The following is a 13,970-nucleotide window of genomic DNA, read 5'->3' on the forward strand; positions in this document are numbered from 1 at the left end:
GTTTACTTGTTCAGCAACTTGAAGTATCCGATCATTCAGGCGCCCATGGCAGGGGGGATTGCAACGGTCGATTTGGCACTCGCCGTTTCAAAGAATGGTGGCCTCGGATTTCTGGCTGCCGGTTATAAAACACCGGAAGCGATCGAAGAAGAAATCTATAAGTGCAAAGAATCCGGATTGCCATTTGGGGTGAACCTATTTGTTCCACAAAATGATCCGATTGATGAATCATTGTATTCGTATAAGGAGCGGCTCGAAGAAGATTTCCAAGTCCCATTGGCCATTCCGGAACCCAATGATGACTATTGGACGGAAAAACTGGAGTTGGTAAAGAAATATAAAGTGCCTTATGTTTCCTTTACATTCGGTTGTCCATCCAGGGAGATCATTGAACAACTCAAGGAAAATGGCAGTGCAGCAATTGTAACGGTGACGAATTTGGAAGAAGCGAAAATGGCTATGGGGAACGGAGCGGATGCCATTTGCCTACAAGGAGCGGATGCTGGAGGTCACCGGGCAACCTTCCAAAATGTGGACGAAGATTCCAATGTGCCATTAACGGAACTAATTGCCATCATTCGAAGGGAAATTCCACTCCCTATGATTGCGGCAGGCGGAATCATGAATGGGAAGGACATTCATCTGGCATTAAGTGCAGGGGCTGATGCCGTGCAACTTGGAACAGCTTTCCTATGTACGGAAGAGAGCGGAGCCAACCCGATTTATAAACAGGCGTTGAAGTCGGGCGAGTTTAAGGAAACGGCTTTAACAAGAACTTTTTCCGGAAGACTTGCGCGGGGATTGAAAAATGAATTTATGGTGAAGTATGAAAGCATTGCACCCCGCTGTTATCCCGCCGTCAATGCATTGACTCAGCCGATTCGCTCAAAAGCATTGAAAGATGGAAATCCTCAAGCCATGTCACTTTGGGCAAGCACGCGTTTTAAAGAGATTCAACAAGGCACGGTGAAGGATGTATTCGAAAAACTCATCAGGGAGCTGGAGCGGTGTCAATCGTGAACTTTTCAAACATAGGGGAAAGTGTATTTCACATATATTGTTGAAAATCTGTTATATCCAGGGGGCTGCGAATGGAAAAAGTGATGCGTTATGGTTGGAAAATTCTTTGGATCATTGGTCTTTTGATTTTGGCCATCATCAGCATTGACTTGAAACAGGAAATCGAAGAGGGCACCAACTATCGGATCGAAGGATATTTATGGTATATTTTTTTCATTCATTTTGTTTGGGGGATCTATTTGTCGTTAATCTCGATTAAACGATGGAAAATCCAATTCAACTTTCCATTGTTTATCGGCGCATTTCTTCCTTGTCTTATTGTCTCGCTAATAATCCCCATTTCTTCTATAACATCGGGGACTGTGCCCTTTGGTCCATGGTTCGTTAAAGTCCACTCTACCGGTTTAGTTGAAATGGCGGCAGGTTTCACATTGATCCTAAGCATTTTTCATGGAACGAAAGAGGAAAAACCATATTGAAAAAATGAAGGACATAACTTTGAGGGTTAAAGTTATGTCCTAAATATTGCGATTAAACGGTTTGCGCATCCAAAAATTGCGTTACATCTTCCGGAGTTTTGGCGTTTGCACTGTGAAGGTGGGCAAGTTTTTCCCCGTTTTTATAAATCAGTAAACTTGGAATTCCCAATACTTGATATTTCTCAGCCAGTTCCGGGAAATGATCGCGGTTGATTTCATACCATTCATATTGGCTGTACTTCTCAATAATTGGATCGATGAACATGTTCATGCGTGTGCAATCAGGGCACCAAGTAGCATAAAATTTTACGATGACTGGTTGATCTTTACCAATAATTTCATTAAATTGTTCTACAGACGTAATTTCTTTCACCATTTTCGCCTCCTCACCTAGTAGTTTACACATTTTGGCGAAAGTCGGAAAGAAATATGTTCCGGACAAAAATGCAAAACTATTAAAACATCAACAAATTTTTCGAAAATTAAAATAAAAGGATTGCGAAATTTCGAAAAATCATCTACACTAAATACAGGAATAGCTACTTTATGTATTTTTTTGAACTTGAAATGAATAGTCATTCATTTTGTTGTAAAATGGACATCTTTTTTCAACTTGTTGAATAAACTAAAAAGGAACAAAGGGGTATAGGAGCGCAAAATGAATGATTGTTCATTCAAAACAGAAAAAGGGGGAATTGGTTGTGACGTACAAGATTGAAAAAGTAGCAGTTATTGGATCCGGCGTCATGGGGTCCGGCATTGCAGCACATTTAGTAAATATCGGCATACCAACATATATGTTAGATATTGTCCCAAAAGAACTGACAAAAGAAGAGGAATCAAAAGGATTAACGCTTGAGCATCCGGCAGTGAGAAACCGCATTGTGAACAATGCAGTGCAAAAATTATTGAAACAAAAACCGGCACCGCTTACATCTCCTAAAAATTTGGCTTTATTGACTGTCGGGAACTTGGAAGATGATTTGGACAAGTTAAAAGAAGTGGATTGGATTATTGAAGTCGTTGTTGAAAATCTAGAAGTGAAAAGAAATCTATTTGAAAAAATCGAGCAGGTCAGAAAACCCGGAACCATCGTCAGCTCCAATACTTCCGGAATCAGCGTAAATAAAATGGTGGAAGGGCGTTCGGAAGAATTTAAGAACCATTTCTTAGGAACACACTTCTTCAACCCGCCACGCTATTTGAAATTGCTAGAAATCATTCCGACAGAACATACATCGCCGGAAGTGTTGTCTTTCATGAAAACCTTTGCGGAAGATGTTCTTGGCAAAGGTGTCGTAATCGGCAAAGATACGCCTAACTTTGTTGCCAACCGCATCGGAACATACGGGTTGCACATTACGCTCCATGAAATGTTGAAACGCGGCTATTCAGTGGGTGAGGTGGACTCTGTAACAGGTCCGCTGATTGGAAGACCGAAATCCGCCACATTCCGCACGCTAGATGTGGTCGGATTGGATACATTCATTCACGTGGCAAAAACGGTGTATGACCAAACAACCGGCGAAGAGCAAAAGGTGTTCGAAGTCCCTGAAATCATTCATAAATTGGTGGAAAGAGGGGCGCTCGGTGCAAAATCAGGTCAGGGCTTCTATGTGAAGAAAGGCAAAGAGATTTACGAAATTGATCCAAATACCCTTGAATATGTGCCGCAAAAGAAATTGCAAGCTCCTTCCATTGAACTGGCGAAACAAACAAAAGGCTTGGATAACCGCTTAAAAACATTGGTATATGCAAATGACCGCGCAGGAGAACTGTTATGGAACATCTTTGCGCCAACATTGATTTACTCTGCGGAACTGAACGGCATCATCGCGGACAATATTGTGGAAATCGATAACGCGATGAAATGGGGATTCGGTTGGAGCCAAGGACCGTTCGAAATGTGGGATGCAATCGGCGTGGAAAAATCCGTGAAGCGGATGGAAGAAGAAGGCCGTACGATTCCTTCCTTCGTGAAAAAGCTGTTGGAAAAAGGCTATGAATCTTTCTATAAAGAAATAGACGGTCAATTGGCATTCTTCAACGGCGAAGAATATGAAGTGATTCCGGTCAATGAAAAAGCGATCGACTTAAAACGTTACAAGAAAAAACACGGTGTCCTTAAATCCAATTCCGGTGCCAGCTTGATCGATATCGGTGACGGCATTTTGCTTCTTGAGTTCCATTCAAAATCCAATGCGATTGGACTCGATATCATTCAAATGATCAACTATGCGATTGATGAAGTGGAAGCGAATTACAAAGGGCTTGTCATCGGAAACCAAGGCAAGAACTTCTGTGTAGGGGCAAACCTTGGCATGATTTTAATGGAAGCCCAAGACGACAACATTTTTGAATTGGATTATGTGGTACGAGCATTCCAAAAAACGATGCGCCGCATTAAATATTCGAAAAAACCGGTTGTGGCGGCTCCATTCGGCATGACGCTCGGCGGAGGAGCGGAAGTGTGCTTGCCGGCAGCGCGCATCCAAGCTTCCATGGAAACATACATGGGACTTGTGGAAGTCGGCGTTGGACTCATTCCTGGCGGCGGAGGAAACTTGGCGCTTTATGAAAAAACGCTGGAAAATCTTCCGAATGGTGTGGAAATTGATTTACAAGCCGTTGCCAATAAAGTGTTTGAAACAATTGCGATGGCCAAAGTATCCACTTCCGCGGAAGAAGCCCGTGAAAACAATTTCTTAAACAAACAGGATGGCATTTCCGTAAATCCGGATCACTTGATTTACGATGCAAAACAAGTGGCGCTTCAATTATACGAATCCGGCTACAAACCGCCGGTGAAAAAGAAAATCAAAGTGGCAGGTGCACCTGGTTATGCAACGTTGCTACTTGCGGCACAAAACTTGCACACAGGCGGCTACATTTCCGATCACGATCTGAAAATTGCAAAGAAACTTGCATTTGTGATTGCTGGCGGCCTTGTGCCATACGGAACAGAAGTGCCTGAAGAATACTTGTTGAACTTGGAACGTCAAGCATTCCTGGAGCTCGTTGCCGATCAAAAATCACAACAACGGATGCAGCATATGCTCGTGACTGGAAAACCGTTGCGTAACTAATATAGAACGAACAAAGGGGGAGTTAACATGCGCGAAGCAGTAATCGTGTCAGGTGCGAGAACGCCAATCGGAAAAGCGAAAAAAGGATCGCTTGCCCAAATGCGACCTGATGATTTTGGCGCAATCGTTGTAAAAGAAGCAATTAAACGTGCAGGATATGAAGGAGAAATAGATGATTTAATTTTAGGTTGTGCCATGCCTGAAGCGGAGCAAGGCATGAATGTGGCAAGAAATATCGGGGCATTGGCGGGGCTTCCGGATACAACGCCGGCCATTACCATCAACCGTTTCTGTTCATCCGGACTACAATCCATTGCGTATGCGGCTGAACGGATCATGCTCGGCCACGCCAAGGCGATTGTAGCAGGCGGTGTGGAGTCCATGAGCATGGTGCCGATGATGGGGAACGTGATCCGGCCGAATCCGAAACTCGCTGAAGAGGCGCCACAATATTACATGAGCATGGGACATACGGCGGAAGAAGTGGCAAAACGCTATGGTGTGAGCCGTGAAGATCAGGATGAATTTGCAGTCCGTTCCCACGAATTGGCTTATAAAGCGATTCAGGAAGGTAAGTTCAACGATGAAATTGTCCCGATCGATGTGGTACAGCATTATGTGGACGAAAATAACACGTTGAAAGAAAAACGCTTCACGTTCTCGATGGATGAAGGGGTGCGCCCAGGAACGACGAAAGAAGTGTTGGCGAAATTGCGTCCAGCCTTCAGTGTAAATGGAACTGTGACTGCCGGCAATGCTTCCCAAACATCTGACGGGGCTGCAGCAGTTCTTGTGATGGACCGGGAAGAAGCCGAAAAACAAGGATTAAAACCAATGGCAAAATTCTTGAGTTTTGCGGTCGGGGGCGTTCCACCTGAAGTAATGGGGATCGGCCCAATTGAAGCGGTACCGAAAGCTTTGAAACTTGCGGGATTAAAACTGGAAGATATCGACTTATGGGAGCTCAATGAAGCATTTGCTTCCCAATCGATTCAGGTGATTCGCCACCTCGGTTTAGACCTGAATAAAGTGAATGTCAACGGCGGCGCGATTGCACTTGGACATCCGCTTGGCGCCACAGGAGCCGTTTTGACGTTGAAATTGATTCATGAATTAAGAAGACAAGGCAAGAAATATGGCGTTGTCACAATGTGTATCGGTGGCGGTATGGGAGCTGCCGGCGTATTTGAAGTATTATATTGATCCGTTCAATAGATTAATAAATGATAGGGAGGAATTGACATGGTTCAAACAACGGATTTTGTAAAAGGCGGAAGCTTCTTAATTGAAGATGTGGATTTAGAGAAAGTGTTCACACCGGAAGATTTTTCGGATGAACATTTAATGATCGCCAAAACGACTGAAGAATACGTAGAAAATGAAGTATTGCCGGTATTTGATAAATTGGAGAACCATGAATTTGAATATTCGGTTGAATTAATGAAAAAAGCAGGGGAACTGGGACTCCTTTCCGCAGACATCCCGGAAGAATATGGCGGCCTTGGCTTGGATAAAATCACTTCCGCGCTGATCGGTGAAAAAATGTCCCGCGCCGGCGGTTTCAGCTTGACGCACGGTGCCCATGTAGGAATCGGTTCATTGCCAATCGTTTTATTCGGAAATGAAGAGCAAAAGAAAAAATATTTGCCAAAACTTGCGACAGGCGAATGGATTGCCGCTTATGCGCTGACTGAGCCAGGTTCCGGTTCCGATGCGTTAGGGGCAAAAACAACTGCAAAATTGAACGAAGCAGGAACCCACTATATTCTGAATGGTGAAAAACAATGGATTACAAACTCCGGCTTTGCTGATGTATTCGTTGTATATGCGAAAGTGGACGGCGAACATTTCACTGCATTCATCGTTGAACGCTCATTCCCTGGAGTATCTGTTGGTCCGGAAGAAAAGAAAATGGGGATCAAATCTTCATCCACCCGCACATTGATTTTGGAAGATGTGCCGGTTCCGGTGGAAAATGTATTATTTGAAATTGGCCGAGGCCATGTCGTAGCGTTCAATATTTTGAATATCGGCCGCTATAAGTTGGGGATTGGTACGGTTGGAGCTTCCAAAAGAGCGTTGGAGCTTGCCATCCAATATACAAATCAACGGAAGCAGTTCAATACCCCAATTTCAAGCTTCAACTTGACGAAAGAAAAACTTGCGACTATGGCATCCCAGCTTTATGCTTCCGAGTCGCTCAACTACCGTACAGTCGGCTATTTCGAAGATCGTTTCAGCAAGCTTACAGAAGAGGAAACAAAAGACGGCAAAGCGGTGGCAAAAGCCGTTGCGGAATATGCGATTGAATGCTCCATCGCGAAAGTGTTCGGTTCTGAAACATTGGATTACATTGCGGATGAAGCGGTTCAATTGCATGGCGGATATGGTTTCATGTCTGAATATGAAGTGGAACGCATTTACCGCGACTCCCGCATCAACCGTATTTTCGAAGGGACGAATGAAATCAACCGCTTGATTGTGCCAGGCACATTCATGAAGAAGGCACTCAAAGGGGAACTTCCTTTATTGCAAGTGGCTCAAAACTTGCAAGAAGAGCTACTCATGCTCATGCCGGAAGAAGTGGGCGATGAACCATTGGCGCAAGAAAGATATCTTGTGAAAAATGCGAAGAAAATCGGAATCCTCGCTGCCGGTGTAGCCGCACAACGTTTCGGCACAAAACTTGAGCAAGAGCAGGAAGTGCTTGTGAACATTGCCAATATCGCCAACCTGGTATATGCAATGGAATCCACAGTGTTGCGTACAGCAAAGGCCATTGAGAAAAGCGGACTTGAAAAAGCGAAACAAAAATTATTGTATACACAAATTTTCTGCCAAGAAGCCTTTGCGGAAATTGAAAAAGAAGCAAAAGAAATCATCATCGCTTCCGTTGAAGGTGACAATGCGCGCATCACGCTTTCCGCTTTACGCAAGTTGACTCGCCACAACCCTTACAACTTGATCTTGAAAAAACGTGAAGCTGCTGATCGCCTCATCGCAGCGGAAAAATATATCGTTTAATCGATCAAAAAATGTCCGAAAGCCAATCATAACGGCATTCGGACATTTTTTTATCATCCGTGAAAGTCCGCTAGTCTGAAATGGTGTTAAATAAAGAAAAAGAGCGGAATGAGTTTGAACATTTCTCCAACCGCTCTTTTTTCATCAATTATTGGTTTTCAAAATATAAATAAAGCCCCAGAAGAATTAATAGAGTAACGATGACGGCGATTGTCACCTTAATAGGAGATACAGGGTACTTGCCGCCCACTTTGCCGGTTTGTCCGTTGACCATAAATTGATAGGTTTTGTCCCGATAACGGAAGGTGGATAGCCATAGCGGCAGCATGAGATATTTATATGTAATATCCGAATGGACGGTTGAAAATCTTAAATTTTTCACCACATCGGCATGATGTTTCCACAAAATATGGTGGGTAATTTGGGTTTCAAGATAATCGTGTATTTCTTCCTTTGCGATTTGCCATCCTTCATCAAGGCCGATGCTGTAGCGTTCGGCCGCAAACCCTTGCAAATAATCTTTATTATAGGACCTTGCCTGTTTCAATTGAAAAGGTTCCACTTTGTTTAAGATGAAAGGGTCATAACGTTTGGAAGCGAGCACGAGATGGTCGTCGATAAATTCTTGATAAAATCCCCTTGTGCGATACCAATCCGTGACGGTTTGCGGTTTCCCGTCTTTATCATAAACCGTTCTTCTTCGTCCGTAAGAGGCAGTGTATTGGGAAGCCGTTTTTGTATCAAAGGTCCAATACGGCAAGTAAATGCCCGTAAATGCTTCCGCCTTTGCCGATTTTCTTGCTTCATTCGGAGCGAACCAGCGCCCTTTGATCCACTTCTGAAAATTTTCATTGGCCTGCTCTTTCGTAATTTGAAATGGAATGATGCCATTTGGTGCAATCGTATTTTCAGAATCGATTTCCATCACATGATTGGAACCGCAATAAGGGCAGACGTTTGCGACTTCCAATGCATCGTATACCAATTCCGCGGCACAGGCGTCACAAACGACCAACTTTTTCTCTTCACCCCACTGGAAACTGCTTCTTGCTTCCGCTTCATGGAAATCCAGCTCCTGCACTTCCTCGTCCACTTGCATATCCGCATCCGGAATATGCTCTTCATGGTGGCAATACGGGCATACCAAGCTGCCGGTTCCGGGATGAAATTTGATAGAGGCTCCGCAAGATGGACATTTCGCATCATACTCATCGACTTCGATGATTCGCTTTTCCTCGTTGCTCATGCTGGTCCCCCTTATTTGCGATCATTCTCATCAATGATATCTCCACATTCCGGGCAGAACTTTGGCGTGAAGGACGGGTCTTCCGGTTGCCAGCCGCATTTGTCGCATGTCAGCTTGAAATCAGCCGGCTTCGGTGCACCGCATTCATGGCAGAACTTGCCTTTGTTTTCCGTGCCGCATTGGCAAATCCAAGTGTGGGAAGACGGCCGCTTGTTCCCGCATTCCGTGCAGAAATTTCCTTGATTTTGAGCCCCGCAAGCACATTGCCAAACCGCGTTTTGTGACTGGACATGAGCAGGTTGTTGTTTTGCCCCCATTTCCAATAAATCTTTCGAGTTTATTCCCCCTGCCTGTTGTGCCATTTGCATGCCGGCAAATCCGACGAAAGCTCCACCCTCATTTTCCGCCGCTTTTCTCATCGCTTCACTTTGGGCATCAATCATCGTCGCACCAGCCATGGATGGATTGCGGAACACGGCGCTTCTTTGCAGTTGTTTGATCATGTTTTCATCTTCTTCCGAAGCATTGACCGCATTGATGCCGAATGAAACGATTTCGATGCCCCTTTGCTTTCTCCATTTATCCGATAACACTTCATTCAGTGCTTGGGCGATCTCCATCGTGTGTTGGGGAAGTTCGCTGTAGCGTACGCCCATCGCCGAAATTTTTGCAAAGGCCGGTTGCAATGCCGTCAACAATTCCGACCGCAGCTGGCCATCGATTTCAGCCCGTTTATATTCTTCTTGCACATTTCCGGAAACGTTCGTATAAAAAAGAATCGGGTCCACAATTTTATAGGAATATTCTCCATGGCAACGAATGGAGATGTCGATATCCAGCCCGATGTTCCGGTCGATGATGCGGAAAGGAATCGGTGTAGGCGTTCCATATTTATTTCCTGTGATTTCTTTCATATTAAAGAAATAAATCCGCTGATCTTTTCCAGGTTCGCCGCCGAAACTGAAACGCTTTCCGAGGGATTCGAAACTTGCCTGGACAGATTCGTTCAAGTCCCCATAAAAAATGCTCGGTTCCGTTGAAAAATCGTATACGTATTCCCCCGGTTCAGAGCAGAATTCCACGATTTTTCCCTGGTCGACAATAATCATGCTTTGCCCTTCGTTGATGGCAATGATGGAACCGTTGCTGATGATATTGTCGCTTCCTTTTCGATTAAAGCCCCGTTTGCCTCCGCGTTTTTTTCCTTTTGTTATTAATACGTCCGCCGGGATGGAGTCGCAATAAAAATACTCTCTCCATTGATCCGCAAGCACCCCGGCCAAAGCGCCAACCCCCGCTTTCAATAAGCCCATCACATTCCCTCCAATCTACTAATTGCCATATAATTCATTCTACTTCGAATCCCATTCGAATGCATTATAATTTCATGAAAATTCTGCTTGAACACATGATTTGAATCATGCATGATAAAAATAAGAGAAGTTAGAAATATTATGAATACAAGGAGAAAAAAGAGATGACGTTGAAATTTATCCATTATCCAAAATGCACAACTTGCAAAAAAGCGCAAAAATGGTTGGACGAAAATGGAATAAACTATGAAGCCATTCATATTGTAGAACAAACTCCTACGAAGGAAGAATTAAAATCCTATTGGGAAAAAAGCGGACTGCCTCTGAAAAAGTTTTTTAACACATCCGGACAAAAGTATAGATCCCTTGGTTTAAAGGATAAACTAAATGCGATGTCCGAAGAGGAACAGCTGGAATTGCTTGCCTCTGATGGAATGTTGATCAAGCGTCCAATCGTGACGGATGGGGAAAAAGTCACTCTTGGATTCAAAGAGGAAGAGTTTGAAAAGACATGGAAGTAATCCACTGAAATGGCTTGTTTTTGCTATGGAAATATGTCAAACTGGTTAAAAGATTACATATGATGGAGGTTAAAGTATGACAGTACCTAAGGAATTACGTTATACTTCAGAGCATGAATGGGTAAAAGTGGAAGATGGTAAAGTGCGTGTTGGAATCACTGATTTCGCGCAATCTGAACTTGGCGATATTGTGTTCGTGGAACTTCCGCAAGTGGGTGACGAAATTCAAATGAACGAGCCGTTTGGAAGCGTTGAATCCGTAAAAACGGTTTCTGAATTATATGCACCGGTTTCCGGCAAAGTTGTTGAAGTGAATACTGAACTGGAAGACAGCCCGGAACTTGTGAATGAATCACCATATGAAAAAGCTTGGATGATTGTCGTTGAACCTTCAGATGCTTCCCAAATCGATCAATTATTGACTGCGGAACAATACGAAGAAATCATTTCGGAATAGTATGTGAAAAACGCCAGTGAAAGAACTGGCGTTTTTTTTAAAACAAAATATAATAAATAAACAACCTTTTTATTTTATTTTTGTTTCTTCGGTTTTTATTATAGTACTTGGGGTGATCAACATGCATTATGAAAAATGTATTATTGTTGAAGGTCGTTCGGATATGATGAAATTGGCCCCCATATTTGCGGAAGAGGTGAAAATCGTCTGTACAAATGGAACCATCAGCGAAGATGCGTTGCTGGAACTCCTTGAGCCTTATGAGGAATGCGAACTATATACATTTTTTGATGCGGATCAATCGGGCGATAAATTAAGAAAATTGATGAAGCGGATCTATTCTGAGGCTACCCATCTCAACGTTCCGAAGACTTATATGGAAGTGGCGAATGCCCCAAGAAAAGTATTGGCACAATTACTGAAGGAAGCGAAATTTTCAGTACACAAAGAATATTTAGTATAGGAAATGATCGAAATGGAAGAATGGACAATTGAAACTTGGAAAGAGAAAGCAAAAAATCATGAAGTAACGGCTTTATATTTATACACACCCTTTTGCGGAACATGCAAAGTGGCATCAAAAATGTTGGAAGTCGTCGAAGTGTTGCTGCCACAGATTCCCATTGGCAAAGCGAATATCAATTTTCTGGAGGATTTCGCTTTTGAACAGCAAATCGAAAGCGTGCCTTGTCTTTTGATTACGAAGAATGGAAAAGAGCATGAAAAAGTTTATGCCTTTGAATCCGTACAAAACTTATATGAAAAGTTGAGATTATAGTTGACATATGATAGATTACATGGTACATTGGTTCCATAATTAAATAGAAAACTCTTATTAAGAGTGGTGGAGGGAAGTGCCCTATGAAACCCGGCAACCATCATATTTTTGATATGATAAGGTGCCAAATCACGCAAAGTATTTATTACTTTGAAAGATAAGAGGAAGTTTTACAAATTCTTCTGGGTTGTTCAACTTCCCTTCTACTTATCAAAGTAGGAGGTTTTTTTATTGAAATTTCCTCTTTTTACATTGCTAAAGTAATAGAATAAAAACTGTAAAATTCACAGATGCAGTATTAAAACTTTATTGCGGTTTGTCAAAGGAGTACTCATATGATTGAAGTAAAAGATGTCACAAAAATATTTAAAACGAAAGATGGAGAATTAACCGCAGTTGATCATGTCAGTTTATCCGTTCAAAAAGGTGAAATTTTCGGAATCATCGGATATAGCGGTGCCGGAAAAAGTACATTGATCCGCCTTTTGAATGGACTTGAAAAACCAACAAGCGGTTCAGTCACTGTGAATGGTCTTGAGATATCATCGATAAAAGGAAAAGAGTTGCGCAAAGCGCGCCAAAAAATCAGTATGATTTTCCAACATTTCAATCTATTGTGGTCGAGAACGGTTGCGGAAAATATCGCATTCCCTCTGGAAATCGCCGGTGTTCCAAAGGCGCAACGGGACAAGAAAGTTCAAGAATTGATCGAACTTGTGGGGCTGGGCGGAAGAGCGGATGCTTATCCTTCCCAGCTTTCCGGGGGACAAAAGCAGCGTGTGGGGATTGCGAGAGCGTTGGCAAACAATCCGGAAGTGCTGCTCTGCGATGAAGCGACGAGCGCATTGGACCCGGAAACAACCGATTCGATTTTGAGTCTGTTGCAAGATATTAATCAGCGCCTCGGATTAACGATTGTGTTGATTACCCATGAAATGCATGTCATCCGCAAAATTTGCCATCGGGTGGCGGTAATGCAAGCCGGGCGCATAGTTGAACAAGGGGACGTACTTGAGGTGTTCCGAAATCCTCAAGCGGATATTACGAAAAACTTTGTGATGCAAGTGTCCGATTCAAGAGAATCCAAAGAAGCGATTGAGCATATTTTGAAAAATTACCCAACAGGGAAATTGGTGAAATTGATTTTTGTAGGAAATACATCCGATCAACCGGTTATTTCTTACTTGATCAAAGAATTCCAAATTGATGTTAATATCCTTTACGGCAATATATCCGAAACTGCCAATGGCCCTTATGGAACATTGATCGTCCAACTTGACGGAGATAAGGAAAAAGTGGAAAAGGCGTTGGAAAAATTGCAGACGATGAACATTAAAACGGAGGTGATTTCCAATGATTGAAACTTTATTTCCAAATGTAAAGTGGGACCTCATGTGGCAAGCTACTTATGACACGGTCTACATGACGGTTGTCTCAACGGCGGTCACCTTCGTTCTTGGATTATTGATCGGTATTTTGCTTTTTTTAACTAGTCCCCATCAATTGTGGGCGAACAAAGTGGTTCATTTCTTGACGGGATCCCTTGTCAACATCTTCCGTTCGATTCCGTTTATCATATTGATCATTTTGTTGATTCCATTTACGAAGTTTTTACTTGGAACAATCCGTGGAGTGAATGCCGCTTTGCCGGCGCTGATTATCGGTTCTGCGCCATTCTATGCCCGTCTCGTTTTAATCGCATTCAGAGAAGTGGATAAAGGGGTCATTGAAGCGGCAAGATCAATGGGCGCCAATACATTTCAGATTATTTGGAAAGTGTTGATTCCGGAATCCAAACCTGCCCTCATTTCCGGCATTACGGTAACGGCTGTTGCCCTTGTCGGCTATACGGCAATGGCGGGAATCATCGGTGCCGGCGGTCTGGGTAACTTGGCGTTTTTGGAAGGTTTCCAAAGAACCCGGGAAGATGTCACGTTAATGTCAACGATTTTTATTTTGGTCATTGTATTCATCATACAATGGATTGGCGATACTATTACTGCCAAAACGGACAAGCGTTAGTTGGGTGATTTGGCGAAAGCCGTT

At 43.2% G+C, this 13,970-nt stretch carries 14 protein-coding genes and 1 riboswitch; of the genes, 11 read left to right on the forward strand and 3 right to left on the reverse strand.

The features are described from left to right. Window positions 1-6 precede the first annotated feature (6 nt). Together NSS77_RS10875 and NSS77_RS10880 are read left to right on the forward strand one after the other, a co-directional pair. Window positions 7-1,020 carry a nitronate monooxygenase gene (locus NSS77_RS10875; RefSeq protein WP_342468773.1) on the forward strand — a complete coding sequence of 338 codons (1,014 nt, stop codon included), beginning with the start codon at window positions 7-9 and terminating at the stop codon, window positions 1,018-1,020. Window positions 1,021-1,091: 71 nt separating this feature from the next. After that, window positions 1,092-1,499 carry a hypothetical protein gene (locus NSS77_RS10880; RefSeq protein ID WP_342468774.1) on the forward strand — a complete coding sequence of 136 codons (408 nt, stop codon included), beginning with the start codon at window positions 1,092-1,094 and terminating at the stop codon, window positions 1,497-1,499. Window positions 1,500-1,551: 52 nt separating this feature from the next. Here NSS77_RS10880 and NSS77_RS10885 read toward each other — a convergent pair whose 3' ends face one another. Next, window positions 1,552-1,905 (reverse strand): thioredoxin family protein, encoded by a 354-nt coding sequence (locus NSS77_RS10885; RefSeq protein WP_342468775.1) that lies wholly within the window; start codon window positions 1,903-1,905, stop codon window positions 1,552-1,554. 295 nt (window positions 1,906-2,200) lie between these two features. On the opposite strand from NSS77_RS10885, the gene NSS77_RS10890 reads away from it, so the two are divergent. Genes NSS77_RS10890 through NSS77_RS10900 form a run of 3 tightly spaced genes read left to right on the forward strand, consistent with a single transcriptional unit; the run spans window position 2,201 to window position 7,609 of the window. Continuing rightward, a complete protein-coding gene (locus tag NSS77_RS10890) occupies window positions 2,201-4,585 on the forward strand; it encodes a 3-hydroxyacyl-CoA dehydrogenase NAD-binding domain-containing protein (RefSeq protein WP_342471257.1) in 2,385 nt (794 codons plus the stop codon). A gap of 27 nt (window positions 4,586-4,612) precedes the next feature. Beyond that, on the forward strand, window positions 4,613-5,788 hold the full coding sequence (locus NSS77_RS10895; protein ID WP_342468776.1) for an acetyl-CoA C-acetyltransferase: 1,176 nt from the start codon (window positions 4,613-4,615) through the stop codon (window positions 5,786-5,788). Window positions 5,789-5,827: 39 nt separating this feature from the next. Beyond that, entirely contained in the window at window positions 5,828-7,609 is a 1,782-nt protein-coding gene (locus tag NSS77_RS10900) for an acyl-CoA dehydrogenase family protein (RefSeq protein WP_342468777.1), read from the forward strand. Window positions 7,610-7,757: 148 nt separating this feature from the next. On the opposite strand, the gene NSS77_RS10905 is transcribed toward NSS77_RS10900, so the two are convergent. Together NSS77_RS10905 and NSS77_RS10910 are read right to left on the reverse strand one after the other, a co-directional pair. Then, window positions 7,758-8,855: a hypothetical protein gene (locus NSS77_RS10905; RefSeq protein ID WP_342468778.1), complete on the reverse strand. Its 1,098-nt coding sequence runs from the start codon at window positions 8,853-8,855 to the stop codon at window positions 7,758-7,760. 11 nt (window positions 8,856-8,866) lie between these two features. Further along, entirely contained in the window at window positions 8,867-10,168 is a 1,302-nt protein-coding gene (locus NSS77_RS10910) for an SPFH domain-containing protein (protein ID WP_342468779.1), read from the reverse strand. Between the two features lie 164 nt (window positions 10,169-10,332). Here NSS77_RS10910 and NSS77_RS10915 point away from each other — a divergent pair, with 164 nt between their 5' ends. The 6 genes from NSS77_RS10915 to NSS77_RS10940 all read left to right on the forward strand — a co-directional run bounded on the left by NSS77_RS10915 (window position 10,333) and on the right by NSS77_RS10940 (window position 13,946). Continuing rightward, window positions 10,333-10,689, forward strand: a complete 357-nt coding sequence (locus NSS77_RS10915) for an arsenate reductase family protein (RefSeq protein WP_342468780.1) — start codon at window positions 10,333-10,335, stop codon at window positions 10,687-10,689. 76 nt (window positions 10,690-10,765) lie between these two features. Beyond that, a complete protein-coding gene (gene gcvH, locus NSS77_RS10920; RefSeq protein ID WP_342468781.1) occupies window positions 10,766-11,146 on the forward strand; it encodes a glycine cleavage system protein GcvH in 381 nt (126 codons plus the stop codon). 121 nt (window positions 11,147-11,267) lie between these two features. After that, window positions 11,268-11,609, forward strand: coding sequence for a toprim domain-containing protein (locus NSS77_RS10925; RefSeq protein WP_342468782.1), 342 nt, complete (start codon window positions 11,268-11,270; stop codon window positions 11,607-11,609). 12 nt (window positions 11,610-11,621) lie between these two features. Next, on the forward strand, window positions 11,622-11,924 hold the full coding sequence (locus NSS77_RS10930; RefSeq protein WP_342468783.1) for a thioredoxin family protein: 303 nt from the start codon (window positions 11,622-11,624) through the stop codon (window positions 11,922-11,924). 51 nt (window positions 11,925-11,975) lie between these two features. After that, a riboswitch (SAM riboswitch) is annotated at window positions 11,976-12,088 on the forward strand. A 171-nt stretch (window positions 12,089-12,259) separates the two neighbouring features. Beyond that, window positions 12,260-13,285 (forward strand): methionine ABC transporter ATP-binding protein, encoded by a 1,026-nt coding sequence (locus NSS77_RS10935; protein WP_342468784.1) that lies wholly within the window; start codon window positions 12,260-12,262, stop codon window positions 13,283-13,285. Then, window positions 13,278-13,946, forward strand: a complete 669-nt coding sequence (locus NSS77_RS10940) for a methionine ABC transporter permease (protein WP_342468785.1) — start codon at window positions 13,278-13,280, stop codon at window positions 13,944-13,946. Before NSS77_RS10935 ends, NSS77_RS10940 begins: the two co-directional genes overlap by 8 nt. Window positions 13,947-13,970: the final 24 nt, after the last annotated feature.

Source organism: Ureibacillus sp. FSL K6-3587, assembly GCF_038593165.1.
GTDB classification, from domain to species: Bacteria; Bacillota; Bacilli; order Bacillales_A; family Planococcaceae; genus Ureibacillus; species Ureibacillus suwonensis.